At 73.9% G+C, this 26,980-nt stretch carries 29 protein-coding genes and 1 pseudogene; 13 read left to right on the plus strand and 17 right to left on the minus strand.

Annotation, left to right across the window (positions count from 1 at the left end; genetic code table 11):
• Nucleotide 1: 1 nt before the first annotated feature.
• The gene (locus ACW0Q9_RS01310) at nucleotides 2–691 is read left to right on the plus strand and encodes a potassium channel family protein (protein ID WP_456177831.1); all 690 of its coding nucleotides are present in this window, start codon (nucleotides 2–4) and stop codon (nucleotides 689–691) included.
• Between the two features lie 20 nt (nucleotides 692–711).
• Here the strand turns inward: ACW0Q9_RS01310 and ACW0Q9_RS01315 are convergent, their stop codons facing one another.
• The 4 genes from ACW0Q9_RS01315 to dut form a co-directional block, all read right to left on the minus strand.
• Entirely contained in the window at nucleotides 712–1,386 is a 675-nt protein-coding gene (locus tag ACW0Q9_RS01315) for a DUF3159 domain-containing protein (protein WP_456177833.1), read from the minus strand.
• Nucleotides 1,383–1,763 carry an OB-fold nucleic acid binding domain-containing protein gene (locus ACW0Q9_RS01320; protein ID WP_456177835.1) on the minus strand — a complete coding sequence of 127 codons (381 nt, stop codon included), beginning with the start codon at nucleotides 1,761–1,763 and terminating at the stop codon, nucleotides 1,383–1,385. The genes ACW0Q9_RS01315 and ACW0Q9_RS01320 overlap by 4 nt, the downstream gene beginning before the upstream one ends.
• Nucleotides 1,764–1,972: 209 nt before the next feature.
• Nucleotides 1,973–2,635: a DUF3710 domain-containing protein gene (locus tag ACW0Q9_RS01325; RefSeq protein WP_456177837.1), complete on the minus strand. Its 663-nt coding sequence runs from the start codon at nucleotides 2,633–2,635 to the stop codon at nucleotides 1,973–1,975.
• Between the two features lie 25 nt (nucleotides 2,636–2,660).
• Nucleotides 2,661–3,158, minus strand: coding sequence for a dUTP diphosphatase (gene dut / locus ACW0Q9_RS01330; protein ID WP_355055779.1), 498 nt, complete (start codon nucleotides 3,156–3,158; stop codon nucleotides 2,661–2,663).
• An 86-nt stretch (nucleotides 3,159–3,244) separates the two neighbouring features.
• Here dut and ACW0Q9_RS01335 point away from each other — a divergent pair, with 86 nt between their 5' ends.
• Nucleotides 3,245–3,736 carry a DUF3093 domain-containing protein gene (locus ACW0Q9_RS01335; RefSeq protein ID WP_456177839.1) on the plus strand — a complete coding sequence of 164 codons (492 nt, stop codon included), beginning with the start codon at nucleotides 3,245–3,247 and terminating at the stop codon, nucleotides 3,734–3,736.
• Nucleotides 3,737–3,758: 22 nt separating this feature from the next.
• Here ACW0Q9_RS01335 and ACW0Q9_RS01340 read toward each other — a convergent pair whose 3' ends face one another.
• The gene (locus tag ACW0Q9_RS01340; protein WP_456177891.1) at nucleotides 3,759–4,550 is read right to left on the minus strand and encodes a hypothetical protein; all 792 of its coding nucleotides are present in this window, start codon (nucleotides 4,548–4,550) and stop codon (nucleotides 3,759–3,761) included.
• A 211-nt stretch (nucleotides 4,551–4,761) separates the two neighbouring features.
• The gene (locus ACW0Q9_RS01345; RefSeq protein ID WP_091269374.1) at nucleotides 4,762–5,058 is read right to left on the minus strand and encodes a DUF4193 domain-containing protein; all 297 of its coding nucleotides are present in this window, start codon (nucleotides 5,056–5,058) and stop codon (nucleotides 4,762–4,764) included.
• A 437-nt stretch (nucleotides 5,059–5,495) separates the two neighbouring features.
• Between ACW0Q9_RS01345 and ACW0Q9_RS01350 the strand changes: the two genes are divergently transcribed.
• Nucleotides 5,496–6,008, plus strand: coding sequence for a LytR C-terminal domain-containing protein (locus tag ACW0Q9_RS01350; protein ID WP_456177893.1), 513 nt, complete (start codon nucleotides 5,496–5,498; stop codon nucleotides 6,006–6,008).
• 79 nt (nucleotides 6,009–6,087) lie between these two features.
• Here ACW0Q9_RS01350 and ACW0Q9_RS01355 read toward each other — a convergent pair whose 3' ends face one another.
• Entirely contained in the window at nucleotides 6,088–6,909 is an 822-nt protein-coding gene (locus ACW0Q9_RS01355; protein ID WP_456177841.1) for an inositol monophosphatase family protein, read from the minus strand.
• 286 nt (nucleotides 6,910–7,195) lie between these two features.
• Here ACW0Q9_RS01355 and ACW0Q9_RS01360 point away from each other — a divergent pair, with 286 nt between their 5' ends.
• Entirely contained in the window at nucleotides 7,196–8,806 is a 1,611-nt protein-coding gene (locus ACW0Q9_RS01360) for an RNA polymerase sigma factor (protein ID WP_357339564.1), read from the plus strand.
• Between the two features lie 245 nt (nucleotides 8,807–9,051).
• Nucleotides 9,052–9,285 (plus strand): DUF7455 domain-containing protein, encoded by a 234-nt coding sequence (locus tag ACW0Q9_RS01365; protein WP_013284786.1) that lies wholly within the window; start codon nucleotides 9,052–9,054, stop codon nucleotides 9,283–9,285.
• Between the two features lie 163 nt (nucleotides 9,286–9,448).
• Here ACW0Q9_RS01365 and ACW0Q9_RS01370 read toward each other — a convergent pair whose 3' ends face one another.
• From ACW0Q9_RS01370 to ACW0Q9_RS01380, 3 genes are all read right to left on the minus strand, one after another.
• Nucleotides 9,449–11,182 (minus strand): DEAD/DEAH box helicase, encoded by a 1,734-nt coding sequence (locus ACW0Q9_RS01370; RefSeq protein WP_456177843.1) that lies wholly within the window; start codon nucleotides 11,180–11,182, stop codon nucleotides 9,449–9,451.
• Nucleotides 11,183–11,362: 180 nt separating this feature from the next.
• The gene (locus ACW0Q9_RS01375; RefSeq protein WP_456177845.1) at nucleotides 11,363–12,004 is read right to left on the minus strand and encodes a trimeric intracellular cation channel family protein; all 642 of its coding nucleotides are present in this window, start codon (nucleotides 12,002–12,004) and stop codon (nucleotides 11,363–11,365) included.
• A 40-nt stretch (nucleotides 12,005–12,044) separates the two neighbouring features.
• Nucleotides 12,045–12,263, minus strand: a complete 219-nt coding sequence (locus ACW0Q9_RS01380; protein ID WP_030502976.1) for a DUF3039 domain-containing protein — start codon at nucleotides 12,261–12,263, stop codon at nucleotides 12,045–12,047.
• A gap of 88 nt (nucleotides 12,264–12,351) precedes the next feature.
• Between ACW0Q9_RS01380 and ACW0Q9_RS01385 the strand changes: the two genes are divergently transcribed.
• Both ACW0Q9_RS01385 and ACW0Q9_RS01390 read left to right on the plus strand, forming a co-directional pair.
• A complete protein-coding gene (locus tag ACW0Q9_RS01385) occupies nucleotides 12,352–13,287 on the plus strand; it encodes a pseudouridine-5'-phosphate glycosidase (protein ID WP_456177847.1) in 936 nt (311 codons plus the stop codon).
• Nucleotides 13,284–14,180, plus strand: coding sequence for a carbohydrate kinase family protein (locus ACW0Q9_RS01390; protein ID WP_456177849.1), 897 nt, complete (start codon nucleotides 13,284–13,286; stop codon nucleotides 14,178–14,180). The genes ACW0Q9_RS01385 and ACW0Q9_RS01390 overlap by 4 nt, the downstream gene beginning before the upstream one ends.
• 36 nt (nucleotides 14,181–14,216) lie before the next feature.
• Here ACW0Q9_RS01390 and ACW0Q9_RS01395 read toward each other — a convergent pair whose 3' ends face one another.
• Nucleotides 14,217–14,573: a DUF3099 domain-containing protein gene (locus tag ACW0Q9_RS01395; RefSeq protein ID WP_456177895.1), complete on the minus strand. Its 357-nt coding sequence runs from the start codon at nucleotides 14,571–14,573 to the stop codon at nucleotides 14,217–14,219.
• 106 nt (nucleotides 14,574–14,679) lie between these two features.
• On the opposite strand from ACW0Q9_RS01395, the gene ACW0Q9_RS01400 reads away from it, so the two are divergent.
• Entirely contained in the window at nucleotides 14,680–14,991 is a 312-nt protein-coding gene (locus ACW0Q9_RS01400; protein ID WP_456177851.1) for a hypothetical protein, read from the plus strand.
• Nucleotides 14,981–15,292 (plus strand): hypothetical protein, encoded by a 312-nt coding sequence (locus tag ACW0Q9_RS01405; RefSeq protein ID WP_355344194.1) that lies wholly within the window; start codon nucleotides 14,981–14,983, stop codon nucleotides 15,290–15,292. The genes ACW0Q9_RS01400 and ACW0Q9_RS01405 overlap by 11 nt, the downstream gene beginning before the upstream one ends.
• A gap of 3 nt (nucleotides 15,293–15,295) precedes the next feature.
• Here the strand turns inward: ACW0Q9_RS01405 and ACW0Q9_RS01410 are convergent, their stop codons facing one another.
• The 4 genes and pseudogenes from ACW0Q9_RS01410 to ACW0Q9_RS01425 form a co-directional block, all read right to left on the minus strand.
• Nucleotides 15,296–16,528 carry a low temperature requirement protein A gene (locus tag ACW0Q9_RS01410; protein WP_456177852.1) on the minus strand — a complete coding sequence of 411 codons (1,233 nt, stop codon included), beginning with the start codon at nucleotides 16,526–16,528 and terminating at the stop codon, nucleotides 15,296–15,298.
• A 72-nt stretch (nucleotides 16,529–16,600) separates the two neighbouring features.
• The gene (locus ACW0Q9_RS01415) at nucleotides 16,601–17,800 is read right to left on the minus strand and encodes a low temperature requirement protein A (RefSeq protein WP_456177853.1); all 1,200 of its coding nucleotides are present in this window, start codon (nucleotides 17,798–17,800) and stop codon (nucleotides 16,601–16,603) included.
• Nucleotides 17,801–17,862: 62 nt separating this feature from the next.
• A complete protein-coding gene (locus ACW0Q9_RS01420) occupies nucleotides 17,863–18,447 on the minus strand; it encodes an HhH-GPD-type base excision DNA repair protein (protein ID WP_456177855.1) in 585 nt (194 codons plus the stop codon).
• A 92-nt stretch (nucleotides 18,448–18,539) separates the two neighbouring features.
• Nucleotides 18,540–19,754: pseudogene (locus ACW0Q9_RS01425) on the minus strand (S8 family peptidase); the annotation flags it as partial.
• Between the two features lie 184 nt (nucleotides 19,755–19,938).
• On the opposite strand from ACW0Q9_RS01425, the gene ACW0Q9_RS01430 reads away from it, so the two are divergent.
• Together ACW0Q9_RS01430 and dtd are read left to right on the plus strand one after the other, a co-directional pair.
• Nucleotides 19,939–21,423, plus strand: coding sequence for a DUF7782 domain-containing protein (locus ACW0Q9_RS01430; RefSeq protein WP_456177856.1), 1,485 nt, complete (start codon nucleotides 19,939–19,941; stop codon nucleotides 21,421–21,423).
• Nucleotides 21,423–21,845: a D-aminoacyl-tRNA deacylase gene (gene dtd, locus ACW0Q9_RS01435; protein ID WP_456177857.1), complete on the plus strand. Its 423-nt coding sequence runs from the start codon at nucleotides 21,423–21,425 to the stop codon at nucleotides 21,843–21,845. The genes ACW0Q9_RS01430 and dtd overlap by 1 nt, the downstream gene beginning before the upstream one ends.
• Nucleotides 21,846–21,925: 80 nt before the next feature.
• On the opposite strand, the gene ACW0Q9_RS01440 is transcribed toward dtd, so the two are convergent.
• Nucleotides 21,926–22,714: a sporulation protein gene (locus ACW0Q9_RS01440; protein ID WP_456177897.1), complete on the minus strand. Its 789-nt coding sequence runs from the start codon at nucleotides 22,712–22,714 to the stop codon at nucleotides 21,926–21,928.
• Between the two features lie 225 nt (nucleotides 22,715–22,939).
• Between ACW0Q9_RS01440 and sigB the strand changes: the two genes are divergently transcribed.
• Both sigB and ACW0Q9_RS01450 read left to right on the plus strand, forming a co-directional pair.
• Nucleotides 22,940–23,926, plus strand: coding sequence for an RNA polymerase sigma factor SigB (sigB, locus tag ACW0Q9_RS01445; RefSeq protein WP_456177858.1), 987 nt, complete (start codon nucleotides 22,940–22,942; stop codon nucleotides 23,924–23,926).
• Between the two features lie 82 nt (nucleotides 23,927–24,008).
• Nucleotides 24,009–24,416, plus strand: coding sequence for a VOC family protein (locus ACW0Q9_RS01450; RefSeq protein WP_456177860.1), 408 nt, complete (start codon nucleotides 24,009–24,011; stop codon nucleotides 24,414–24,416).
• 3 nt (nucleotides 24,417–24,419) lie between these two features.
• On the opposite strand, the gene ACW0Q9_RS01455 is transcribed toward ACW0Q9_RS01450, so the two are convergent.
• Complete coding sequence (locus ACW0Q9_RS01455) at nucleotides 24,420–26,975, minus strand: bifunctional acetate--CoA ligase family protein/GNAT family N-acetyltransferase (protein WP_456177861.1); 2,556 nt, start codon at nucleotides 26,973–26,975, stop codon at nucleotides 24,420–24,422.
• Between the last annotated feature and the right edge of the window lie 5 nt (nucleotides 26,976–26,980).

The raw sequence follows: 26,980 nt of genomic DNA on the forward strand, positions 1-26,980 counted from the left end.
GATGCGCATCGCCATCGCCGGCGCGGGCAACGTGGGCCGGTCGATCGCCCAGGAGCTGATCGACAACGGCCACCAGGTGATGCTGATCGAGCGGCAGCCCAAGATGCTGCGCCCCGACCGGGTGCCGGCGGCCGACTGGGTGCTCGCCGACGCCTGCGAGCTGGCCAGCCTGGAGGAGGCCAACCTGGCCGGCTGCGAGGTGGTCGTGGCCGCCACCGGCGACGACAAGGTCAACCTGGTGGTGTCGCTGCTGGCCAAGACCGAGTTCGCGGTGCCCCGGGTGGTGGCCCGGGTCAACCGGGCGGAGAACGAGTGGCTCTTCACCGAGCAGTGGGGCGTGGACGTCGCGGTGAGCAAGCCGCGGGTCATGGCCGCGCTGGTCGAGGAGGCGGTCACGGTCGGCGACCTGGTGCGGCTGATGACCTTCCGCCAGGGCGAGGCGAACCTGGTCGAGATCACCCTGCCGCCCACCGCGCCCTACGTGGGGCAGCCGATCCACGCGGTGCCGATCCCCCGGGACGCCGCGCTGGTGGCGATCCTGCGCGGCAAGCGGGTGCTGGTGCCCAGCCCGGACGACCCGATCGAGGCCGGCGACGAGCTGGTCTTCGTGTGCACGGCCGCGGTGGAGGACGAGGTCCGGGCGGTGATCCTCGGCCCGGACAGCGTCGGGCGCAACCGCGAGCGGCCCTGACCGACGGCTGCCCCGGGGGCTCAGGCCCCCGGCAGCGGCGTCGGCGCGGGCTCCCGGGTCACCCGGCGCACCACCCAGACGGTGATCAGCAGCAGCAGCGCGTACGGCGGGTAGCCCAGGACGAGCCGGGCCACGCCCAGCGCGGTGTCCTGGTGGGCCAGGTAGAGCCCGGCCTGCACGCCGACCTTGGCCAGCCACACCACGCCCCAGAGCACGGTGAGCTGGGTGAAGGTGCGCACCAGCTTCGGGTCGTCCCGCCACTCGGAGCGGCCCTTGGCCACCAGCACCGACCAGATCCAGCCGACCAGCGGCTGCCGGATCGCCGCCGAGAGCAGCAGGGCCAGGCCGTAGCCGATGCCGTAGAGGATGCCGGGAAGGTAGAAGTCGCGTTCGTCGCCCGTGCGCCAGGCGATGGCCGCACCGATGGCGATGCCGAACAGGCCGTTGACCGCGTGCCGCACCGGCCGGCGCTGGGCCAGCCGCAGCCCGGCGATCAGCAGCGCCACCGCCACCGAGGCGATCACCGCGGGACGCAGGTCGCCCACCACGTTGGCGATCACGAAGACCACCACGGGGATGCTCGACTCGACCAGGCCCCGCCAGCCGCCGAGCTGGTCGGCCATCTGCTCGGCGATGCTGGGCAGCCGCTCGTCCTCCGGCCCGAGTTCCGGCTCGGTGTGCTGTCCGGTCGTCACTTCGGCGACTCCAGCTCGTAGTACGGGTTGTAGATCACCTTGCGGTCGTCCCGTACGGCCACCCGGCCGCGGGCGGTCAGGTGCCGGCCCGGCTCGATGCCGGCGATGTGCCGGCGGCCCAGCCAGACCAGGGTGACCACGTCGCTGCCGTCGTAGAGGTCGGCCTCCAGCGTGGGCAGGTTCGTCCGGGGCGTGTAGACCACCGTGCGCAGCCGCCCGGCCACCGAGACCACCTGGCCGCGCATGCACTGGCGGGCCGGCACGCCGCCGCACTCGGCGCTCTCCCGGAGCAGCTCCTCCGCCTCGATCTCGGCCTCGCTCGCGGTGAGCCGCTGCAGGAGCCGCCGCAGCGACACCCGGCTCTCGTCGGTCGTCATGACCTCCGCGTCACCCTCTCCGCGCCGGCCGGCTCGCGCCGGCTCCTGGGCAGGCTCCGGATTGCCGGAACCGCTCCGCCAGCGTACGCCGATCCGGCCCGGCGGCGGGACCGGCGTCGGCGGGCGTACCGCCGCCGTGGACCGGACACGCGGCGGGCCCGGCGCCGCCGGCGTGGAGCCGACGGCGACCGGGCCCGGTTCGCGGATGCTCAGGCCTCGCGCTGCTGCGGCGCGCCCTCCTGCTGGGCCTCCTGCTGGGCCTGCTGCTCGGCCACCTCGCGGGGCAGCCGCAGCGGCAGCGGCTCGCGGACCGGCTTGGCCTCCTGGCCGCGGTCGACGACCAGGCCGTCCAGGCAGGCCGCGAGGGGGCCCGCGGCGACCGGATCGGTGGCGGCGTCGCCCTGGTAGACGCCGCGCACCATCCAGCGCGGCCCGTCGATGCCGACGAAGCGCAGGTCGGTGATGCCGTCCGGGGTGCGGACCCGGGCGCGCAGCTCGGTGCCGTACTCCCCCTCGACCTCCTGGGCGGCGGCGCCGTCGTTGAACAGCGACTGCCGGATCTCCTCGCGCACCTCGTCCCAGATGCCCTCGGAGCGGGGCGCGGCGAAGACGCCGAGCTGGAGGGCGTTCTGGCCGTGCACCAGCACCACCTGCTGGATCACGCCCTGCGGGTCGGCCTGCACCCGCACCTCGACCTCCGGCACCGCCGGGATCTGCAGGCTGCCCAGGTCGAGCCGGGGCGCGTCGGGCGCCTCGCTCACGTCGTAGGGGCCGCGGGCCGGCGGCGGAGTCTCCTCGGCGTCGAGGACCCCGGTGTCCCGCTCGTCACGCGCGTGCCGCGCGCCCTCGGCCCGCTTACGGGAGAAGATCACTGCGCCCACCCTCCGCTGTTCGCACTCACCCTGCCACCTCTTCCGTCCGCCCGCCGGCCGGAGCCGGGACCAGCCCGGCATGCCCGCCGGTGGAGCCGTGCCCGCCGGTCCCGCGCCGGGACGCGGGCAGCTCGACGACCGGCTGGAACTCGGCCCGGGCGACCCGCTGGACCACGAGCTGCGCGATCCGGTCGCCCCGGCTGATCTTCGCCGGCGTGTCCCGATCATGATTGATCAGGTTGACCAGGATCTCACCCCGGTAGCCGGCGTCGACCGTACCGGGCGCGTTGAGCACCGTCACGCCGAGCCTGGCCGCCAGCCCCGATCGGGGGTGCACCAGCCCGACGTACCCCTCGGGCAGCGCGATCGCCACGCCGGTCGGCACCAGGGCGCGCCCGCCGGGCGGCAGCTCCACGTCCGCGGCGGCCACCAGGTCCGCGCCGGCGTCGCCGGGATGGGCGTACGCCGGCAACGGCAGCTCCGGGTCGAGCTGCCGCACGGGCACGGGTACGACGTCTGTCACGGTCATCCTCTTCCGTCCGGTCCTGCGGGGGTGACCCTGCCATCCTGCCGGTTCACCCGCCCCTCGCGCGCCGTACCCTCGTCAGTGTGCGTCAGTCGTCATCCCCGGCCGCCCCGGTGACCGCCCCGCCCGGCTACTCGGAGCGCCTCGGGCTGCCCTGGTGGGCCTGGCCGGTCGGCCTGGCCGTCGCCGGGCTGCTCGCCGCCGAGCTGTGGATGGGCGCGAGCGGCGTCCGGGCCTGGCTGCCGTTCGTGCTGCTGCTGCCGGCGACGGTGGCCACGCTCTGGTGGCTGGGCCGGATCCGGATCACGGTCGGCGCGGGCGAGCTGCGGGTCGACGACGCCCACCTGCCGGTGCGCCACGTCGCGGACGCCGTGCCGCTGGACGCCGCGGGCCGGCGCGAGGTGCTCGGCGTCGGCGCCGACCCGCTCGCCTTCGTGGTGCAGCGTCCCTGGGTCGGCGGCGCGGTGCAGGTGGTGCTGGACGATCCCGACGACCCCACCCCGTTCTGGGTGGTCAGCTCCCGCCGCCCGGTCGAGCTGGCCGCGGCCCTGATCGCCGCCCGCGACGCCGCCTGATCCGCGCCACCGCCCGGTCGGGTCAGGACCGCTTGCCGCCGGACAGCACGTGCGCCTGGTGGCGAAGGTCCTTGCGGAGCTGGTCGGCCAGCGCGTGGGTGGACCGGCGGTTGAGGTAGCCGGCCACGGCGGCGCCGGTCAGGAACGGGCCGAGCGTGGTGAGGTTGCGCCCGAAGCGGCGCAGCAGGCTGTCCCGCAGCTCCCGGCGGGCGGCGGTGCCGAGCACCGCGCTCACCCCGGCCCCCGGGATCATCGGGTTGATCCCCCGCTGGGTGGCCCAGGAGTGCACCAGGGCCACGGCCCGCTGGGCGCCACCGGGGGGCAGCTGCACCCGGTAGACCTGGTGCAGCTCGCCGATCAGCTTCAGTTCGACGGCCACCACGGCGACCGTCTCGGCGGCCAGCAGCACCGGCGCGGAGAGCAGGGTCGGCGTGACCGCCCACTCGACCGCGGCGACCCCGCCGCCGGCCGCGCCGACGCCGGCGGTGGTCCGGGCCGCGTTGCGGATCAGCCGGTCGGCGAGGGCCTCGTCGTCCAGGCCGGGAAAGTGCTTCCGGAGCGTGGCCAGGTCGCGGATCGGCACGCGCGGGGCGACCTCGGCGACCGTGTCCGTCATCCAGCGGATCGCCGCCTTCGGCTTGTACAGGTCGGCGATGCCGCGGGCGCGGGTCAGGGCAACCAGCCGGGTGAGCAGCTGCCGGCGGCGGGCCACCGGCAGGTCGTCCGCGGTCAGCGCCGCGACGGTCGCCCCCAGCTGCTCGGCGTCGGCGCCGGGCTGCTCCGGCCGCCCGCCGTTGGCGCCCGCGCCGGGCAGGTTCGCGTTCTTCTGGGTCGGTCGCTCCGCGCCGGTCCCCTCGGCGCCCGGCCCCCCGGCCCGCTCGCTGCGCTCGCTCACCCGTCCGCCCTCCTGCTCCGCGGCGTGACAGCCGCCGGTACGAGTCAAGCAGCTTCCCGCCGCCCGCGCACGGCAGCTCGATAAGCGGCGGCCCCGTCGAGGAGGCCGCCGCCGGTGTCTCGCGTCGGGGTCAGACGCACTCGCGGCAGATCAGCTCGCCGTTGCGCTCGACCGCCAGCTGGCTGCGGTGGTGGACCAGGAAGCAGCGGGCGCACCGGAACTCGTCCTGCTGCATCGGTAGCACCTTGACCGTGAGCTCCTCGTCGGCCAGGTCGGCGCCGGGCAGCTCGAAGCTCTCGGCCACCTCGGCCTCGTCGACGTCCACGGCGCCCGACTGTGTGTCGACGCGCCGGGCCTTGAGCTCTTCCAGGCTGTCCTCGCCGAGGTCGACCTCGTCGCGACGCGGGGCGTCGTAGTCGGTGGCCATCGGTTTCACTCTCCCATATCGATATGGTCGCTTCCGGTTGTAACGCCGGACGACGCTGTTTCGGTTCCGCTGGCCGGCCACCAAATGTGTCGGTCACCCGACCCGACCGCCAGGGACCGGGTCCGCCAGGAAGGAACTCCCCCAGCGAGCGCGGAACCTTACCCCCCCTTTGGGCGAGGCATGTATACCGCCCTCGTGGCAGAGATGTACGCCCCTGCGCCCGAAGTTGTTCCCAATGTGACTCAGGCGACACGAAGATAGGGGTAGTAGTACCCGTTCCCCCGGTGGCGCGCCGGCATGTCGGACTGTTTCCACGCGACGGCCGGACAAGCGTTAACCTCAGCGGCGTACTCGACGGCCGGCGGGGCGCACCGACCGCCGGCGGCCGCCGCCACCCAATCACCGTCCGGGGAGCGCCCAGAATGAGTTTTGCGCGAGTGCGGGCACTCGTTGTCGTCGGACTGCTGGCGGTCACCGCCCTGGTCTTCGTCGTCGTCGCGCTGGTCCGCGACACCCAGGGCACGGCGGGGACCGCCGAGGACTGCCCCGAGGGCTGGCCGATCGCCGACGTGCGCCTGCGGGAGCAGAAGGACGTCAAGATCAACGTCTACAACGGCACCGACGAGGTCGGGCTGGCCGGTGGCGTCGCGGACGACTTCCGCAACCGCAAGTTCCAGGTCAAGAAGGAGGGCAACGCCCCCAAGACCGTGGACAACGTGGCGGTGCTGCGCTACGGCCCCAAGGGCGTCGGCTCCGCGCACCTGCTGCGGGCCTACTTCCTCAACGCCGCGAAGCTCGAACCGGATCTGAAGCGCAAGGACGACACGGTCGACGTGATCCTCGGCAACGGCTTCCAGCAGTTGGCCACGACGACCGAGGTCAACCAGTCCCTGGGCGACCTCGGCTCGCCCGAGGCCCCGGCCGGCACCTGTCCGGGCCCGGTCAAGTAGCCGTCGGTTCCGCGAAGAGAAGAGTGGCCGCCCCCGACCGGGGGCGGCCACTCTTTCCGTATCCGGCCGGCGGGACCGGTCACGGGCCGCCGGAGGCGTCCAGGGCGGCGAGCCGCGTGTCCAGCGGCTCGTGCAGCGCCGGCGGCGCGGCGAGCACCAGGTCCGGGCCGGGCTCCCGGCCCGACAGCCCGGTCACCAGCAGCCCGGCCTCCCGGGCGACCAGCCCGCCCGCCGCGAGGTCCCAGGCGGCCAGGCCCTTCTCGTAGTAGGCGTCCACCCGGCCCTCGGCGGCCAGGCAGAGGTCGAGCGCGGCGGCGCCCATCCGGCGGATGTCCCGCACCTGTGGGATGAGTTCGGCGACCACCCGGGCCTGGTGCGCCCGGCGCCCGGCGTCGTAGCCGAACCCGGTGGCGACCAGCGCCTGCCCCAGGTCGGTCTCGGCGGAGCAGCGCAGCCGCTGCCCGTCCCGCCAGGCGCCGCCGCCCGCGGTGGCGGTCCACTCCTCGCCGGTGGCCACGTTGCGCACCACCCCGGCGACCACCTCGCCGGCCACCTCCGCGGCCAGGGAGACCGCGCAGTAGGGCAACCCGTAGAGATAGTTGACGGTGCCGTCGATCGGGTCGACGATCCAGCGCACCCCGTTCTCGGCGGCCGGGCCGGTCTCCCCCGCGCCGTACTCCTCGCCCAGCACCGCGTCGCCCGGCCGCAGCGTCCGCAGGGCGTCCAGGACCTGCCGCTCCACCGCCCGGTCGGCGGCGGTGACCACGTCGGTGACCGTGCTCTTGGTCGCGGCCACCGAGACTCCCTCGGCGCGCATCCGGTGCGCGGTCGCGGCGGCGTCGCGGGCCACCTCGACGGCGATCTTCAACAGCTCCTGCGGCGTGGGCGCCGAGGCGATCATGTTCGTCCCCTTCCGGCACGAGCCGGACCGGCCGGTTCGCGCGCGGTTATCATCCTTACAAAGTGCATAACTGCGCCTAATCGGTGGTCCGTACGGCCGGTCCGCCGTGCGGCGCAGGATGATCGCCGCAGACGGCGTTACAATTCACCCTGCCCACGCGCCACGGACCGCCAGCGACCGGTCGGCCCGGGACACGGGGGTCCCTCAACGACATCGCCCGGCGCCGCGTTCCCTGCTGTGCCGGACGACCCGGCCGTGCTCGCTCTTCGCCTCCGGAAGGTCATTCGTGACAGAACCCCGCCAGACCGGCGCCGACGTTCGCTCGCTCACCGACACCCTGATCGCCCACGCGCAGAGCGCCGGCGGCCAGCTCACGTCGGCCCAGCTCGCGCGCACCGTCGAGTCCGCTGAGGTGACCCCGGCCCAGGCCAAGAAGATCCTCCGTGCGCTCTCCGAGGCGGGCGTGACGGTGGTCGTCGACGGCTCCGCGAGCACCCGCCGCCGGGTCGCCGCCGCCCGGTCCGCCACACCGGCCTCCCGGGCCACCACCGCCAAGACCACCAAGAAGGCCGCCGCGCCCGCCCCGAAGCAGGCGCCGGCCGCCGAGGAGGCCCCGGCCCCCGCCCCGCGGAAGGCGACGGCACGCAAGGCCGCCGGGACGACCGCCGAGGTGGCCGCCAAGGCCGCCGCCCCGGCGAAGGCCACCAAGACCACGCGGGCCACCAAGGCCACCGTGGCGGCCAAGAACGCCGCCGCGAAGCCGGCCAAGGACGCCCCGAAGGGCGAGGGCGCCGAGGGCGAGATCGATCCGGAGGAACTCGCCGCCGAGATCGAGGACGTGGTGGTCGAGGAGCCGGCCGAGCTGACCCAGGCCGCCGAGGCCGACGCGGCCAGCTCCGCCACCGACAACGACTTCGAGTGGGACGACGAGGAGTCCGAGGCGCTCAAGCAGGCGCGCCGGGACGCCGAGCTGACCGCCTCCGCCGACTCCGTCCGGGCCTACCTCAAGCAGATCGGCAAGGTGCCGCTGCTCAACGCCGAGCAGGAGGTCGAGCTCGCCAAGCGGATCGAGGCCGGCCTCTACGCCGCCGAGCGGCTGCGCGCCGCCGACGAGGGCGAGGAGAAGCTCACCCGCGACATGCAGCGCGACCTCATGTGGATCTCCCGGGACGGCGAGCGGGCCAAGAACCACCTGCTGGAGGCGAACCTCCGGCTGGTCGTCTCGCTGGCCAAGCGCTACACCGGTCGCGGCATGGCCTTCCTCGACCTCATCCAGGAGGGCAACCTCGGCCTGATCCGCGCGGTCGAGAAGTTCGACTACACCAAGGGCTACAAGTTCTCCACCTACGCCACCTGGTGGATCCGCCAGGCCATCACCCGCGCCATGGCCGACCAGGCCCGCACCATCCGCATCCCGGTGCACATGGTCGAAGTGATCAACAAGCTCGGCCGGATCCAGCGCGAGCTGCTCCAGGACCTGGGCCGCGAGCCCACCCCGGAGGAGCTGGCGAAGGAGATGGACATCACACCGGAGAAGGTGCTGGAGATCCAGCAGTACGCCCGGGAGCCCATCTCGCTCGACCAGACCATCGGCGACGAGGGCGACAGCCAGCTCGGCGACTTCATCGAGGACTCCGAGGCGGTCGTCGCGGTCGACGCGGTGTCGTTCTCGCTGCTCCAGGACCAGCTCCAGCAGGTCCTGCAGACGCTGTCCGAGCGCGAGGCGGGCGTGGTACGCCTGCGCTTCGGCCTCACCGACGGCCAGCCGCGCACCCTGGACGAGATCGGCCAGGTGTACGGCGTGACCCGGGAGCGCATCCGGCAGATCGAATCCAAGACCATGTCCAAGTTGCGGCACCCCTCGCGTTCCCAGGTGCTCCGCGACTACCTGGACTGACCGTCACGCGTCAACCAGCCGTGTCGGTTTGATCACCAGCCGTAGAACACTCTCCGGTGACCTGACGGTTGCCCGTTTGTGATCGTTGACGTGGCACCCTTGGTGCACGGCACACTGTCTTCCACGCCAGGTGTGACCTCCGTCCCCGACGGGCACACAGGGAAGGCAGGGCCCGAGAAGGGTGTTGCACGATAGGTGAGCAACCGAAGAGAGTGTTCATCGGTGACGACCAGAGGAGGAAGGCGATGACCCCGACCCTCACGCCGCCGCCCGAGACGGTGAGCCCCCCGGCCGCCGATGAACGGTGCGACCGCTGCAATGCTGCCGGCAAGCTCCGGATCACTCTGGCGGGTGGGAGCGAGCTGGTGTTCTGTGGGCACCACGCGAACAAGTACGCGGAGGATCTCGTGAAGATCACCGTGCGCTACGCGTCGGACCCGGAGTTCAGCTGGCGTGGCGCCGATCTGATGGCGAACTGAGTACGAGGAATCCGCAACTCGACATAAGCCGGCCGGAGGTCCCCAGGGACCTCCGGCCGGCTTTTTGCGCACCCCGCCCCCGAGAGTTGACCAAGAGGTTTGCGTCGGAATCCGGCCGGATCCTGACGCAAACCTCTTGATCAACCGGCGAGGGCCAGACCGGTCAGAGGGTCTGGACCGTGGCGATGCGTTCTTCCAGCTGTTCGATGGTTGCCTGGGCGCTGGGGGGGCCGCCGCAGAGGCGGCGCAGCTCGGCGTGGATCTTGCCGTGCGGCTGGCCGGTGCGGTGGTGCCGGGCGGCCACCAGGGCGTTCAGCTGCCGCCGGAGGGCCACCCGGCGCTGGGCGGCGCTCATGGGGGGCGGGGCCGCCGCCGGGGCCGCAGCGGCCGGCTCAGCGGTCCGCTGGGCGGCCCGGCGCCGCTGGGCGGCGAGCTGCTCGGCCTGCCGCTTGGTGAGGAGCATCGAGACCTGGTCGGCGGTGAGCAGCCCGGGCAGGCCGAGGTATTCCTCCTCCTCCGGGGTGCCGGCCTGTGCGGCGGTGCCGAACGAGGCGCCGTCGAAGATCACCTGGTCCAGCTCGGCGGTGGCGGAGAGTGCGGCGAACCGCTTCTCCAGCTCGCCGCTGGCCTGGTCGTCCCGCTGGGCACGCTCCAGCAGGTCGTCGTCGAAGCCGTCGGAGTCCTTCGGCTTGCCGAGCACGTGGTCCCGCTCGGCCTCCATCTCGCTGGCCAGCCCGAGCAGGTGCGGCACGCTGGGCAGGAAGACCGAGGCGGTCTCCCCGGGCCGGCGGGCCCGGACGAACCGGCCGATCGCCTGCGCGAAGTAGAGCGGGGTGCTGGCGCTGGTCGCGTAGACGCCGACGGCCAGCCGGGGGATGTCGACGCCCTCGGACACCATGCGGACCGCGACCAGCCAACGCTGCTCGGAGGCCGCGAACGTCGCGATCCGCGCGGAGGCGCCCTGGTCGTCGGAGAGCACCACGGCGGCCTTCTCCCCGGTCACCTGCTCCAGCAGCTTGGCGTACGAGCGGGCCACCTGCTGGTCGCTGGCGATCACCAGGCCACCGGCGTCGGGCATGCCGTTGTCGCGCAGCACGGTCAGCCGGGCGTCGGCGGCCCGCAGCACCTGCGGCATCCAGTCGCCGGCCGGGTCCAGCGCGGTCCGCCAGGCCTGCGCGATGAGGTCCTGGGTCATCGGCTCGCCCAGCCGGGCGGCCAGCTCCTCGCCGGCGTTGGTGCGCCAGCGGGTCTCCCCCGAGTACGCCAGGAAGAGCACCGGCCGGACCACGCCCTCGCGCAGCGCGTCGGAGTAGCCGTAGACCGAGTCGGCGCGGGAGCGGAGCAGCCCGTCGCCGCCCCGCTCGTAGCTGACGAACGGGATCGGGTTGTCGTCGGAGCGGAACGGGGTGCCGGTGAGCATCAGCCGGCGTACCGCGGGCTCGAAGGCCGCCTTGACGCCGTCGCCCCAGGTGCGGGAGTCGCCGGCGTGGTGGATCTCGTCGAGGATGACCAGGGTGCGTCGGGTCATGGTGCGCCGCCGGTGCACCTGCGGCGCCATGCCGACCTGCGCGTACGTGACGACGGCGCCGTGGAAGTCGGCGGCGGAGTGCAGGTCCGCGTTGCGGAACGCGGCGTCGAGCTGGATGCCGACCCGGGCGGCGGACTCCGCCCACTGGATCTTCAGGTGCTCGGTCGGGGCGACCACGGTGACCGCCTCGACGGTGCCGTCGTTCAGCAGTTCGGCGGCGATCCGCAGCGCGAAGGTGGTCTTGCCGGCGCCGGGCGTGGCGACCGCCGTGAAGTCCTCGGTGCGGCGGCGCAGGTACTCCACCATCGCCTTGCGTTGCCAGGCACGCAGGGGTGGGAACGTGTCGAGCCCCGGCAACCGCGGTGCCACGCGTAGCTCCTCTCCGACCGCACGACGGCGGACCCCGGCCGAGGGCCACGGGTGCCGCCGCCCATGAAAACGCCCTCGCGCATCCGGTGCCGCGAAGGCCGACTCAGCATAACCAGCGGGCCCGTTCCGCCCCACTCGACGCCACGCTGGTCACATCCGCCCACCCCGCCTCGGGAGGGCTCAGACCTGCGGTCCCCGGACGCCGGCGCGCGGCGTCGGCACCGGGGCGGACCAGCGCCGCCGCAGCGACACCAGGCGCAGCCCGAAGACGAAGACGGCCGCGGCGGTCAGCGGCACCGCGGTCGCCGCCCCGTACGCCGACAGCAGCGCCACCGCGATCGACCCGGCGAGCGCGGCCACGGCGTAGATCTCCCGGCGCAGCACCACCGGGATCTCGCCGGTGAGCAGGTCGCGGCCCAGCCCGCCGCCGATCGCCGTGAGCATGCCGATCATGCAGGCGCCGACGGCCGGCACGTGGGCGTCGAGGGCCTTGAGCGTGCCGGTGACGGTGAACAGGCCGAGGCCGGCCGCGTCGAGCACCAGGACGGTGGTTCGCAGCCGGGCGAACTGGGGGTGCAGCCAGAAGATGGCGGCGGCGGTGGCGGCCGCGGTGACCGCGTACCGCCAGTCGGCGAAGGCCAGCGGCGGCACCTCGTCGATGACCAGGTCGCGGAAGATCCCGCCGCCGAGGGCGGCGACGACGCCGACGAAGACCACCCCGAAGAGATCGAGCCGTTTCGCCACCGCCGCGGAGGCGCCGGAGGCGGCGAAGACCGCCACGCCGGTGAGGTCGGCGAGGAGCAGGGCGGTGGAGGTGGTCACCGCCGCAGGTTACGCGGGCGGCCGGGGCGGCCGCCCGGGATCACTCGGCGTACGAGTCGTAGATCTCCTTGCACTTGGGGCAGACCGGGGAACCGGGCTTGGCCGCCTTGGTCACCGGAAAGGTCTCGCCACAGAGCGCCACCACGAACGTGCCCATCACGGCACTCTCCGCGATCTTCTCCTTGCGGACGTAGTGGAACATCTCCGGGCCGGTGTCGGCGTCCTTCAGCTCGGGACGCTCGAGAACCTCTGTACTCACGACTACACCTCCAACGGTCCAGTTTTGCAGGTCGATCCGGCCCGGTCCACCTGGGCCCGCGCCGGGAGCGGCCCGTACCGTAGCCGAAGTGACCAACTTTCACATCAGTCTCGGCACCGAGGTGGCCGACGCCCTGCGCGACGGGCGTCCGGTCGTCGCCCTGGAGAGCACCATCGTCTCGCACGGCCTGCCCCGACCGGACAATCTTCGCGTCGCGCGCCAGATCGAGCAGGCGGTCCGGGACGCCGGGGCCGTCCCGGCCACCATCGGCATGGTCGCCGGTGAGCTGATCGTGGGGCTGGACGACGCCCAGCTCACCCGGCTCGCCACGGTCGACGGGGTGAGCAAGCTCTCGGTGCGCGATCTCGCCGTGGCGGCGGCCACCGGCGCGGACGGGGCCACCACGGTGGCGGCGACCAGCGCGGTGGCCGCGGCGGCCGGTATCGGCGTCTTCGCCACCGGTGGCCTGGGCGGGGTGCACCGGGAGGCGGCACAGACCTTCGACGAGTCCGCCGACCTGGTCACCCTGGCCCGCACCCCGATCGCGGTGGTCTGCGCCGGGGTCAAGTCGATCCTCGACGTGGGCGCCACCCTGGAGCGGCTGGAGACCCTCGGGGTGAGCGTGGTCGGCTACCGCACCCGCCGCTTCCCCGGCTTCTACCTCACCGACGCCGGCTTCGACCTGGACTGGTCGGTGGAGTCCCCGGAGCAGGCGGCCGACGTGCTTGCCGCCCGCCGGGAGCAGGGCGTGCACCACGGCGGCCTGATCGTGGCCAACCCGCTGCCGGTGGACGAGCAGCTCGACCCGGCGCTGCACGACCGCACCCTCGACACGGGCCTGGCCATGCTGGCCCGCGACGGGGTGACCGGCAAGGCGGTGACCCCGTTCCTGCTGGCCCACTTCCACTCCGCCACCGAGGGCGCCAGCCTCGCGGTGAACGTCCGGATCATCCTGCGCAACGCCGACCTGGCGGCGCGGATCGCGGTCGCCGCGGCGGCCCGCCGCACCGCCCCCTCGGCATGAGCACCGTGCCCCCCATCGTCGTCGTCGGCGACGTGATCACCGACGTGCTCGCGGTGCTCTCCGGGCCCCTCGCCACCGGGTCGGACACCGCGGCCGGGATCCGGTTCAGCGGCGGCGGCCAGGCGGCCAACACCGCGGCCTGGCTCGCCGGCCAGGGGGCGGACGTCACGCTGGTCGCCGCGGTCGGCGACGACGAGACGGGCCGCGAGCGGGTCGCCGAGCTGGAGCGGGTCGGGGTGACCTGCGCGGTGGAGCGCCACGAGGGCTATCCCACCGGCACGGTCATCGTGCTCACCCACGACGGGGAGCGCACCATGGTCAGCCAACGGGGGGCGAACCTGCGGCTGACCGCCGGGCACGTCGACCGGACCGTCGCGGCGGCGCCCGACGCCGGGCACCTGCACCTGTCCGCGTACACCCTGCTGGACGTGGGGTCGCGCGGCGCGGGCCTGCGCGCGCTGGCCGCCGCCCGCGAGCGCGGGCTGACCACCAGCGTCGACGCGGCCTCCGCGGCGCCGCTGCGGCGCGTCGGCGCGGCCTTCCTGACCTGGGTACGCGACGTCGACCTGCTGCTGGTCAACACGGACGAGGCGACGGTGCTGGCCGGTGGGCTGGACCCGGCGGCGCAGGCCCGCGCGCTGACCTCGGTGGCCCGGCGGGTGGTGGTGAAGCGGGGCGCGGCCGGCGCGGTCTGGGTGGACCGGACCGGGCTGGTCGAGACGGCACCGGCGCCCGGGGTGGCCGTGGTGGACGTGACCGGGGCGGGGGACGCCTTCGCGGCCGGCCTGCTCACGGCCTGGCTGGCCGGCGCGGACCCCCGCACGGCCCTGTCCCGCGCCGGCGACCTGGGCGCCCTGGCGGTGACAACGGTGGGCGCCCGCCCCCAGCCCTGACGGCGGACCGGTCCGGGCGGCCGCCGCCCGGGCCGGTCAGGGTTCGGCGTCGATGACCTTGTGGGGGCGCTCCTCGGCGGTGAGCGCCATGGGCGGGGTCTCGTCGCGGTGGCGGGGCTGGAACTTCCCGGCCAGGCGGTGCTCCTCCTTCGGCGGGCGGTCGTTGGCCAGCAGCACGGCCAGCCAGGGGATGAGCGCCATCCCGATACCGCAGAGCGGCAGCCAGAGCCAGAGCAGCGGTGCCTTGACGCCGACCAGGACCGCACCGATCACCAGGCACGCGACCCGGATTCCCATCATCAGCACATAGCGCTTCTGCCGGCTGGTGAGCTGGTCGTCCTGGCTGCGCGAGGCGTCGGTGATCAGGATCGGCTGGTACGCCTGACGCTTCACCACGGACCTCCTCGAAGGGATTACGCCCCATCCTGTCACCCCGGACGGTTGATCGGCGAAAATCGTGACAAGGCGGCCCGTGTTACGCCCGTGGTACGCTCGCCCCGTGGGCGACCGGTTCAGCTTCACCGACGAGGCGTTGGCCAACCTGCGGGTCTACGACGTCACGCCCGGGGAAGTCTGGGAGGCCCTGCACAGCACGCGGCGGGTCATCCGGCACCTCGGGGACGACGTCATGGTGGTCTACGCGACCGACCACCGGGGGCGACGCCTCGCGGTGCTGCTGGCCGAGGCCGACGGCACCGACAACGACTGGGACATCCTCTCCGCCCGCGAACTGAGCGACGTCGAGGCCAAGCGCTACGACGACGCGGTGCGGAGGTCACGCCGACGAGGAGGCGGTCACGATGCACCGTAACGAGGCGACCAAGCGGTTCCACGACGGCGGAGACGCGCTCGCCGACCTGATCGACGAGACCCAGCCCGCGGAACTGCCCACCCCCGACACCGACGTGCCGATGGTCAGCCGCTCGGTGCGCCTCCCGCTGGAGACGTACGAGCGGGTCCGGGCGGCCGCCGAGACGCGCGGCATCGGGGTGACCACGCTCATGCGGCAGTGGATCGAGGCCGGCCTGGCCGACCTCGACGACTCGGCCACCGTCTCCCTGGCCGACGTGCGCCGGGCCCTGGCCGCGCTGTCCCGTCCCACCGCCGCCTGAGCGTCACGCCTCCGGGCCGGCGCTCTCCGGCCCCTTCCGCCCGATCGGGGAGGCCGACATCTCCGGCGGGCGACCCCGGCTGCGCCGCGCGTCGGCCAGCGCCACCACGGCCAGCGCGACGGCCACCAGGGCCAGGGCACGCGCGGCGGGCCCGTGCGCCAGCAGCGGCACGAGCAGGACCAGCAGGCCCGCGCCGAGTATCCGGGACCGCGAGACCCGGCCGAAGATCTCGTACTCGAAGCGGGCCCGCGCGGCCAGGAAGAGCAACGGGCCGCCCACCACGAAGAGCAGCAGGGCCTCGTCGGTGCGGTGGAACGGCTCGGCGATGACCACCTCGTAGCCGACCGCCGCGGTGAGCACGCCGAGCACGATGAACAGGTGGGTGATCGTGGCCGACGTGCCCAGCCGGCCCGGCACGCGCGCCAGCCGCAGCGCCTCGGCCAGCAGGTGCCCGGCCCGGTGGAAGTAGATCCGCCAGAGCAGCGCGGTGGTGACGAAGGCGAGCACGAAGGCGCCCGCGCCCTCGCCGGAGAACTTCTCGCCGCTGTAGGTCACCCCGATGACCAGGATCGACTCGCCGAGCGCGATGAGGAAGATCTGCTGGTAGCGCTCGGCCAGGTGCTCGCCGGCGATCCGCCAGCCGACCGTCGGCGCGGACCCGATCCGGGGCAGCGGCCAACCGGTGAACAGGGCGCCGTAGTCCACGATCAGCGCGAGGGCCCAGAGCGGGAGGCGCAGCTCGTCCGGACCCAGCGCGCCACCCAGCCAGAGCGGCGCGGTCGCCGCCGCCCAGGCGGCCAGGCGGAGCGGAACCAGCCGCCGCGGATGGCCGTGCAGCGCGGCGGCCACGACCAGGGGCCGGCCGAGCATCACCGCCACGTACGCGAGGGCGAACGGCAGCGCCCGCTCCTCCAGGGCCCGCGGCAGCGCCACCCCCATCACCAGGCTGGCGAACATGGTGCCGACCACGACGGCCTGGATGACGGCCCGCTCGGGCTCGTACCGGCTGGTCACCCAGACGGTGATCGTCCAGATCATCCACAACGCCAGGAAGAGCAGCACCGTGCGGCCCACCGCGGCGCCCAGCGCCCACCCGGTGGCGGGCAGGCTGCCGATCAGCCGCAGGGAGACCCGGGTCAGCGCGAAGACGAAGACCAGGTCGAAGAAGAGTTCCAGGAAGGTGGCCCGCGCGGCGCTCTCCGCCGGGCGCAGCAGCCCCGCGCCCCGTTCGTACACCGCCTCACCCCCCGTCCGCCGTCCTGGCTCCCAACGACGGGGCCGCCGCCCCGGTTGCGAGTTCCCGCCGGGTCACATCGGCGAGGCGGGGCGTTCCGGCGGGCGACCCCGGGCCCGCAGCGCGTCGGCCACCGCCATCCCGGTCAGCACCACCGTGACGCCGCCGGCGATGGCGAGCAGCGGCAGCCGGCCCAGCAGCGGCACGCCGAGGATCAGGAGCAGCAGGCCCACCACGCGGGACCGGGAGACCCGGCCGAACACCTCGTACTCGAAGCGGGCCCGGCCGACCACGAAGAGGGCCGGGCCCCCGACGATGGCCGCCACCCCGACCGCGTCGGCGTGCCCCCCGGGCTCGGTGATGGCCACCTCGTAGCCGACCGCCGTGATGACGATGCCGGCGATCATGGTCAGGTGGGTCCAGGTGGCCGAGCGCCCCAACCGGGCCGGCTGGCGGGCCTCGGCCACCGCCTCGGCCAGCACCGAACCGGCCCGGTGGAAGTAGATCCGCCAGAGCAGCACGGTGGTGGCGAAGGCGTCGATGAAGGCGATCCAGCGGAGCAGCGAGAAGTCCGTGCCGCTGAACCCGACGCCGGCCACGAAGATCATCTCGCCGAGCGCGATGATCGTGAACTGCTGGTAGCGCTCGGCCAGGTGCTCCCCGGTCACCGTCCACGCCGTGGCCGCCGCCCGGCCCAGCCGGGGCACCGGCCACCCGGTGACCAGGCCCAGGTAGTCGATCGCCAGGGCCACCCCCCAGCAGAGCAGCCGCGCGTCCTCCCCGACCAGGCCACCGACGAGCCAGGGCACCGCCGAGACGGCCGACCAGACCATGATCCGGCTGGACAGGTGCCGCTGGACGTGCCGGCGCAGCGCCACCGTCAGGTAGACCGCGCGACCGAGCTGGATGGAGACGTAGCCGGCGGCGAAGCTCAGCCCGTGCGCCCCGTACGCGTCCGGCACCGACACGGCCATCACCAGGCTGCCGAACATCGACCCGACCATCACCGCCTGGATGGGCGGCTGCTCCGGGTCGTAGTGGCTGGTGGCCCAGGCGGTCAGCGACCAGACCATCCAGAGCGCGAGCAGCAGGAACAGCGTCTGCGCCAGTTCCAGCGGGAGCCGCCCGCCGCCCGTCGACACGTCGTTGATCAGGCGTTGCGAGACCCGGGTGAAGGCGAAGACGAAGACGACATCGAGGAAGAGCTCCAGGAAGGTCGCGCGATAGGGCCCCGCGCCCCGGCGCAGGAGTTCCGCCCCCCGCTCGTCCGTCATCACCCGCCCGTCGTCGCCGCCTTGACGATCATGACAACGAGCCAGGGTGGACGCCGGTTGCGTCAGCCCTTGGCGGCCTTCGCCTCCGCCTTCATCCGCTGCTTGTACTCGCGGACCCGGCGCAGCGACTCGGGATCGGTCACGTCGGCCACCGAGCGGTACGCGTCCGCGTCGCCGTAGCCACCGGCCGCCTCGCGCCAGCCGTCCGGGCTGATCCCGAACCGCTTGCCGAGCAGGGCGACGAAGATCTGCGCCTTCTGCCGGCCGAAGCCGGGCAGGTCGCCGACCCGGCGCAGCAGGTCCCGGCCGTCGGTCGCCTCCGACCAGAGCCGGGCCGGATCGCCGTCGTAGCGCTCGACCAGGGCCCGGCACACCTCCTGCACCCGGGCCGCCATGGCCTTGGGGAAGCGGTGCAGGGCCGGCGGCCGGGCGAAGATCTCGACCAGGGCCTCCGGCGAGTATTCGGCCAGTTCCCGGGCGTCCGGCTCGTGGCCGAGCCGCTGGGCGAGCACGTACGGGGAGGAGAACGCCTTCTCCATCGGCACCTGCTGGTCCAGCACCATGCCGAGGAGCAGCGCCAGCGGGCTGCGCGCCAGCAGCTCGTTGGCCTGCGGGTCGATGGGCAGCGAGAGCGTCATGCCCTCCATCCTGCCGCGCCCGCCGCCGCCCGTGTGCGCGACACGGCCCGGTGGACAGGGGTGGGGTCCACCGGGCCGCGCGGCCGCGATCGTCAGTTGACGACGAAGAGCAGCCGGTTCGGCGAGCCGGAGCCGGGGTTGGTCACCTTGCCCGTGGTGGCGTTGGTGGTCAGGTAGCTGGCCACCTGCGCCGGGCTGTACGAGGGGTTGGCGCCGAGCACCAGCGCCGCCGCGCCGGCCACGTGCGGCGAGGCCATCGAGGTGCCGCTCAGCGTGCTGCTGGCGGTGTCGCTGGTCCGGTACGCGGAGACGATGCTCGACCCGGGGGCGAAGATGTCCACGCAGGAGCCGTAGTTGGAGAAGGACGAGCGCGCGTCGCTGCTGGTGGTGGAGCCCACGGTGATCGCGGCCGCGGCGCGGGCCGGCGAGTAGTTGCAGGCGTTGGCGCTGGAGTTCCCGGCCGCGACCGCGTACGTGACGCCGGAGTTGACCGAGTTGGTCACCGCGTTGTCGATCGAGCTGCTGGCGCCGCCGCCGAGGCTCATGTTCGCCACCGCCGGCTTCACCGCGTTCGAGGTGACCCAGTTGATGCCGCTCACCACGCCGGTGGTGCTGCCGCTGCCGGAGCAGTTGAGCACCTTCACCGCGATCAGCCGGACGCCCTTGGCCACGCCGTACCGGGTGCCACCGACGGTGCCGGCCACGTGGGTGCCGTGGCCGTTGCAGTCGGTGTTGTTGGTGTCGACGGTGTTGGTGCCCCAGCTGGCCCGGCCGCCGAAGTCGGTGTGGGTGGTCCGGATGCCGGTGTCGATGATGTACGCCCGGACGTTCGAGGCCGTGTTCGGGTAGGTGTAGCTGGCGTTCAGCGGCAGGTTGCGCTGGTCGATCCGGTCCAGGCCCCAGGACGGCGGGTTGGTCTGGGTGGCCTGACCGGTGACGATCCGGTCCTGCTCGACGTAGGCGACGGCCGGGTCGGCGGCCAGCCGGCGGGCCTGGGCGGGGCTCAGCTTCGCGCTGTAGCCGGTCAGCGCGGCGCTCCACACCGTGCCGACGCTGCCGCCGTAGCGCCTGGCCAGGGCGGCGGCCCGGTCCGGAACGGCGGTGCGGGCGGCGAGGGTGTTCGCGGCGCCGACCGCGTCGCTCTTCAGCACCACCAGGTAGCTGCCGCTGATGGCGTCGGGGGCGGAGGCGTAGCGGACGTCACCGGTCGGCGCGGCGAGGGCGGGGGTGGACGCGGCGGCGGCGAGGGCCGCGGCGGCGGCCGTGACGGCGAGCGCGCGCAGCGCGCGCCGCCGGGGAACGGACACGTCGGACATCGTCTGGCTCCCTACCGGGCGTGCCCGGGCTCGTGGCCACCGGGACGCCCATCGACGGATGTTGGGCCAGATGCTAGCCATGCATCGATGAACATAAAAGAGATAACGGCCGATACAGTGAGCTGGTGGTATGGATGTCGCGGGTGCCCGCCGGGCCCGCGCCCCCGGGAGGCAGGATGACGACGTGGACCGTCACGACATGCTGCTCTCCCCCGCCGGGGTCGACGCGCTGCGCACCGCGCTGACCCGGGCGCGCTTCACCGCCAACGGCATCGCCGACCGGCTCGGCCCGCAGGCCACCGGCGGGGTGGCCCGCAACGACTACCGGGCCGCCCTGCGCGCCACCGAGGACCGCGACCCGCTCGGCACACTGATCCGGGTCTTCATCTGTGAGCAGACCGAGCCGGAGCCGGCGGTGGCCGCCGCGCTCGCCCCGCTGACCGTGGCGGAGGCGCTGGCCGGGGGCCTCGTCGAGCGGCACGGCGACGGGCTGCGCGCCGGCGTCGACCTGGAGCCGTACGGGGACGACTGGTGGGTGCTCGCCGACGTGCCGGCCAGCGCCCGGCCCGGCCGCCCGCTGCACGCCGAGCACGTGCTCGGCATCGGCGGGGCCACCCAGACGCTGATCGGCGCGACCGTGCGCCGGCCGGTGGAGACCGCACTGGACCTGGGCACCGGCTCGGGCGTCCAGGCCCTGCACCTGTCCACGCACGCCCGCCGGGTGACCGCCACCGACGTCTCCGAGCGGGCCCTCCGCTTCGCCGCCACCACCGCCGCCCTCAACGGGCAGGACTGGGAACTGCTCCGCGGCGACCTGGTCGCCCCGGTGGCCGGCCGGCGGTTCGACCTGGTGGTCAGCAACCCGCCGTTCGTGGTCGGGCCCGGCACCACCACGCACGTCTACCGCGACTCCGGCCGGGTCGGCGACGCGATCGGCGCCGAACTCGCCGCCGCGGCCCCCCACCTGCTCACCGAGGGCGGGACCATGCAGTACCTGGCCAACTGGGTGCACGTCACCGGCGAGGACTGGGCCGAGCGGGTGACCGGCTGGTTCGCCGGCACCGGGCTGGACGCCTGGGTGATCCAGCGCGAGGTGGCCGACCCGATGGCGTACGTCAACCTCTGGCTCACCGACGTCGGCGAGACGGCCGACCCGCAGCGGATGGCGGCCTGGCTGGACTGGTTCGACGCGCACAAGGTGGAGGCGATCGGCTTCGGCATCGTCTCGCTCCGGCGGGCCGGCCACGACGAGCCGATCATCCGGGTCGAGGACCTGCGCCAGCGGGTCGAGCCGCCGCTGGGCGACCGGATCGGCGAGTGGTTCGACCGGCAGGACTGGCTGCGCGCCCGGGACACCGACGGGCTGCTCGCCGCCCGCTACCGGGCTGCCGACGGCCTCCAGCTGCGCCAGGAGGCCACCATGGGCGACGAGGGCTGGGCGGTGGACCGGCAGGTCCTCGCCATGCCGCACGGGCTGCGCTGGTCGGAGGAGATCGACCCGCTGGTGCTCGCCCTGGTCGGCGGCGCGGACGGCCGGCTGCCGCTGCGCGACCAGCTCGCCCTGCTCGCCGCCGCGCACGACGTGGCCCCGGACGAGCTGGCCGAGGCGGCCGGGCCCATCGTGGCGCACCTGGTCGAGCGGGGCCTCGTCGAGCCGGTGGCGGACTGATGCGGGCCGTGGTGCAGACGGTCGGCCGGGCCGCCGTGACGGTCGACGGCGAGGTGGTCGGCGAGATCGCCGACGGGCTGCTGGTGCTGGTCGGCGTGACCCACACCGACACCCCGCAGGTGGCCGCCACGATGGCCCGCAAGATCCATGAACTGCGCATCCTGGACGACGAGAAGAGTGCCGCCGACACCGGCGCGCCCGTCCTCGTGGTCAGCCAGTTCACCCTCTACGGCGACGCCCGCAAGGGCAGAAGACCGAGCTGGACCGCAGCGGCCCCGGCAGAACAGGCCGAACCCCTCGTCGAGGCGGTGGTCGAGGCACTCCGCGCCCGCGGCGCCAAGGTCGAGACCGGCCGTTTCCGCACCCACATGCTTGTCGAGAGCGTCAACGTAGGCCCCCGCACCCTCCTCCTGGACCTCTGACCCCGCCCTGTTGATCAAGAGGTTTGCGTCGGGAACCGGCCCTGCCGAGACGCAAACCTCTTGATCAACGAGAGGGGTCGTCAGAAGAAGAGGCCGCGGCGGGAGAGGGACTGGCGCAGCCAGCCGTCGAGCTGGGCGGTCCAGTCGGTGCGGTCCGCCGTGGCGTGGTCGACCGTGAAGCGGCCGAAGGCGTCCCGGCCCTCGGTGAACAGGCCGCCGCGCTTGTCCAGCTCCAGCACCACGTGCACCTGCTGCGGGTCGGTGACGAAGGTGAGTTCGAGCTGGTTCATGGCGCGCGCGTACTGGGGCGCCGGGTGGAACTCGATCTCCTGGTAGAACGGCAGGCTCTGCCGCACGCCGTAGATGTGGCCCCGCTCGACGTCGGCCCGGGCGAACCGGAAGCCCAGCCGCAGCAACGCCTCCAGCAGCCGCTCCTGGGCGGGCAGCGGGTGCACCGCCACCGCGTCCAGGTCACCCTTGTCGACCGCCCGGGCCACCTCCAGCTCGGTCCGCAGCCCCATGGTCATCCCGTGCAGGTGCTGGCCGTACAGGTCGGTGAGCGGCGTCTCCCAGGGCACCTGGAAGCGGAACGGCACGTCGTAGCGCTGCCCCGGCTCCAGCCGGAACGCGCCGGTCACCTGGGCCCGGCCGAACTCCTGCGTGGTGTTGTACTCCGAATCGCCGCTCTCCACCTCGACACGGGTCACCAGGCCGAGCGCGACGTAGCTCACGTCCACCGGGTGCTCCCCGCCGACCACGTGGACCCGGCCCTCCAACTGGCCGCCGGGACGGCAGTTCGGGTTGGCCAGCACCGTCTCCACCGACGGTCCACCCACACCCATCGCCTGCATGAGCCGCTTGAAGACCACCACGTCCTCCGATCGCCTGTGCGCGCCGAGCCCGGGTGGCCGGCCGCTGGCACGGTAACCGGGTCGGGCAAGCGACAGCCGACATTCCGCCGGGTTTGCTGTCGGGTCCCCGATCGCCTCACTCCGGTTTCACGCCCCGCCCGCCAAGCTGTTCATCACCGGGGCCACCGCGCCGGCGGACGGCACGGAACCGGTACGGCACGACGGACACGGGGAGAGATCGAGATGGCCCAGCAGATGATCGAGCACCAGGACATGGACGTCACCCTGACCGACCTGGACGCCACCGACGAGCGCGGCGTCTCCACGGACCTGGTCCGGGCGTACCTCAACGGCATCGGCCGCACGAAGCTGCTCACGGCGGCGCAGGAGGTCGAGCTGAGCAAGCGCATCGAGGCCGGCCTCTTCGCCGAGGAGAAGCTCGCCACCTGCACCCCGGTCTCCGCCGAGCTGCACGCGGACCTGGCGCTGATCGCGGCCGAGGGCCGCGCCGCCAAGGACCACCTGCTGGAGGCGAACCTGCGGCTGGTGGTCAGCATCGCCAAGCGCTACACGGGTCGCGGCATGGCCTTCCTCGACCTCATTCAGGAGGGCAATCTCGGCCTGATCCGCGCGGTCGAGAAGTTCGACTACACCAAGGGCTACAAGTTCTCCACCTACGCCACCTGGTGGATCCGCCAGGCCATCACCCGCGCCATGGCCGACCAGGCCCGCACCATCCGCATCCCGGTGCACATGGTCGAGCAGGTCAACCGGATGGTGCGGGTCCGCCGCGAGCTGTCGGTCACGCTGGGCCGGGAGCCCACCGTGGCCGAGGTGGCCACCGCGCTGGACATCCCGGAGTTCCAGGTGATCGAGCTGATCTCCTACGACCGGGAGCCGGTGAGCCTGGACCAGACGGTCGGCGAGGACGGCGAGAGCGCGCTGGGCGACTTCGTGGCCGCGGTGGACCCCAACGCGGACCCGGGCGACGCCGCCGGCGACGGGGAACTGCGCAACGAGGTACGCATCGTGCTGGCCACCCTCTCCCAGCGGGAGCAGGCGGTGATCCGGCTGCGGTTCGGGCTGGACGACGGCCGGCAGCGCACCCTCGACGAGGTGGGTCGCGAGTTCGGGCTGTCCCGGGAGCGGATCCGCCAGATCGAGAAGGTGACCCTGCTCAAGCTGCGCGACCCGGAGCGGGCCAACCGGCTCGAGGCGTACGCCTGCTGACGCACCCGATCCGACAGGCCCCGGCGGTTCGCCGGGGCCTGTCGCGCTTGCAGCGGCGGCCCGCGACCATCACCCTGGGGTGATGAACTGGACACTGGAAGTGGTGGTGGTGCCGGTCTCCGATGTGGACCGGGCCAAGGAGTTCTACGCCGAGCGGCTCGGTTTCGTCGTCGACCACGACACCGACCTGGGGGGCGTCGGTCGGATCGTCCAACTCACACCCCCGGGCTCCGGGTGCTCGATCGTCCTCGGCCGGGGCGTCGTGCCCGAGATGCCGGCGGGCTCGCTCAAGGGGCTGCAACTGGTCGTGCCCGACCTGGAGAAGGCCCGCGCCGAGCTGGTCGAGCGGGGCGTGGAGGTCAGCGAGATCCAGGTGATCGGGCAGAACCCGCGCCCGGTGCCACACCCGCTGGACAACGTCGGCTTCGTCTTCCTCACCGATCCGGACGGCAACGCCTGGGCGGTGCAGCAGATCTCCAGCCGGGCCTGAGCCTCACAGCCGGCGCGGGCCGGTGTCCGGGCGGGGCGTCTCGGCGCCGGTGCGGACGGTGGCGTGCAGCACGGAGATGCCGTCCGGCCGGGCCAGCACCGGGTTGAGGGTGAGCGACCGGACCCGGGGCTGCTCGTCGGCGAGCCGACCGACCCGCAGCAACAGGTCGACCAGGGCGGCCCGGTCCACCGGCGCGGCGCCCCGGTGACCGCGCAGCAGCGGCGCGGCGCGGGGCTCGTCGACCAGCTCGGCGGCGTCCCGGTCGGTCAGCGGCACCGCCCGCCAGGCGCGGTCGCCGAGCAGTTCCGTGGCCACGCCGCCCAGGCCGAAGCCGACGACCGGCCCGAACGCCGGGTCCTCCACCAGCTCCACCACGCAGGCCACCCCGGGCGGGACCATGGGCTGGACCAGCACGTCCGCGCCGAACACCGGGGCCATCTCGGCGTACGCGCGGCGCAGCGCGGCGGCGTCGGCCAGGTCGAGCCGGACCGCGCCCAGGTCGAGGCGGTGCCGCAGACCCGGGGCGGCGGCCTTGAGCGCGACCGGCCAGCCGAGCCGCCCGGCCGCCGCGACCGCCTCCTCGGCCGACCCTGCCGGCGCCGACTCGACCACGTCGATCCCGTACGCCCGCAGCAGGGCCGCCGTTTCCGTGCCCTCGGGTCGCAGCGCGGCCTGCCCGGCCGCCCGGTCGACCCGGTCCAGCTCGGGCAGCACGCCGGGCGGGCGGCGCAGCCAGTCGGCGTACGCGGTGACCCGGGCCAGGGCCCGGACCGCCTCCTCCACGCTCGGGTAGGCCGGCACCCCGGCGGGCACCCGGCCGGCGAGGAAGGTGGCCACCACCGGCTTGCCGGTGCTCCGCGCGTCGGGCAGGGCGGCGGTGAAGTCGGCCTCCGGGTCGGTGAGCTGGCCGGGCAGCGGCGGGGCGAAGACCGCCACCACGGCGTGCACCCGCTCGTCGGCGGCGGAGGCGGCGAGTGCGGCGGCGTACTCGGCGGCGGTGGCCCGGGGGCCGACGTCGTGCGGGTAGCCGTCGGCCACGGTGAGGCCCTGGGCGGCGCACGCGGTGGCGGCCAGCCCGGTCAGCGCCGAGGAGTTGCCGACCACGGCGATCCGGCGGCCGGCCGGCAGCGGCTGGTGGGCCAGGAGCACGCCGACGTCGAGCAGTTCGGCGACGGTGTCCACCCGGATCACCCCGGACTGGGCGAAGAGCGCGCTGACCGCCGCGGCGTCCAGGGCCGGCGCGTCGCCGACCCCCGGCGGGCGGGCCAGCGAGGCGAGCGCCACCACCGGCTTGCTCCGGCCGATCCGCCGGGCCAGCCGGGCGAACTTCCGCGGGTTGCCGAAGGTCTCCAGGTAGAGCGTGATGACGTCGGTGCCGGGATCGTCCTGCCAGTACTGGAGCAGGTCGTTGCCGGAGACGTCGGCCCGGTTGCCGGCGGAGACGAAGCTGGACACGCCGAGCCCGCGCCGGGACGCCTCGGCGAGCAGCGCCACCCCGAACGCGCCGGACTGGCTGAAGACGCCGACCCGGCCGGGGGCGGGCAGCGAAGGGGCGAGGGTGGCGTTGAGGCGTACCGCGCTGTCGGTGTTGGCCACGCCGAGGCAGTTCGGGCCGACCACCCGCATGCCGGCCAGGTGGGCGGCGCGGACCAGGGCGCGCTGGGCGGCCGCCCCGGCCGGGCCGGACTCGGCGAACCCGGCGGAGACCACCACCAGCCCGTGCGCGCCGGCCTTCGCGGCGTCGGCGACCACCTCGGTCACCGCCGCGGGGGCGACGGCCACCACGGCCAGGTCGATGTCGAGGCCGGCGTCGGCCGCCGACGGGTACGCGGGCAGCCCGGCCACGGTCGCCGCGGACGGGTGCACGGGGACGATCGCGCCGGTGAACCCGCCGTCGCGCAGGTGCCCGAGCAGGGCCGCGCCGACGCCCTGACCGGTGGTGCTGGCGCCGTAGACGGCGATGCCGCGCGGGGCGAGCAGCCGGGCGATCGAGCGGGCCTCGGTGCGGTGCTCGCGGCCGCGCTGCACTTCCAGGGTCGCCTCGGTGGGGGCGATCGGGAAGTTCAGGTGCACCACGCCGTCGGCGTACTGGCGCTGGACCTGGTAGCCGAAGTCGGAGAAGACCCGCAGCATCGCCCCGTTGGCCGGGAGCACCTCGGCGACGAAGTGCACGATGCCGTAGCGCCGGGCGGCGTCGGCCAGGTGCTCCAGCAGCACCGAGCCGATGCCCCGGCCCTGGTACGCGTCCTCCACCACGAACGCCACCTCGGCCTCGGGCGAGCCGGGGCCGAGCCGCTCGTACCGGCCGACGGCGACGATCCGGTCGCCGGCCAGCACCACGAACGCCTCCCGGTCGCGGTGGTCGACGTTCACGAACCGCTGCAGGTCGCGCTCCGGGATGCGCGGGTACGGCGAGAAGTAGCGCAGGTAGCGGGTGCGCTCGGAGAAGCGCGAGTGCATCGCCACGATCGCCGCGGCGTCCTCCGGACGGATCCGCCGCAACTGGACGGTCGTGCCGTCGCTGAGCAGCACGTCCACCGGTTGCTCGACAGTGGTCACCGGCC

Source organism: Micromonospora sp. I033 (genome assembly GCF_053890995.1).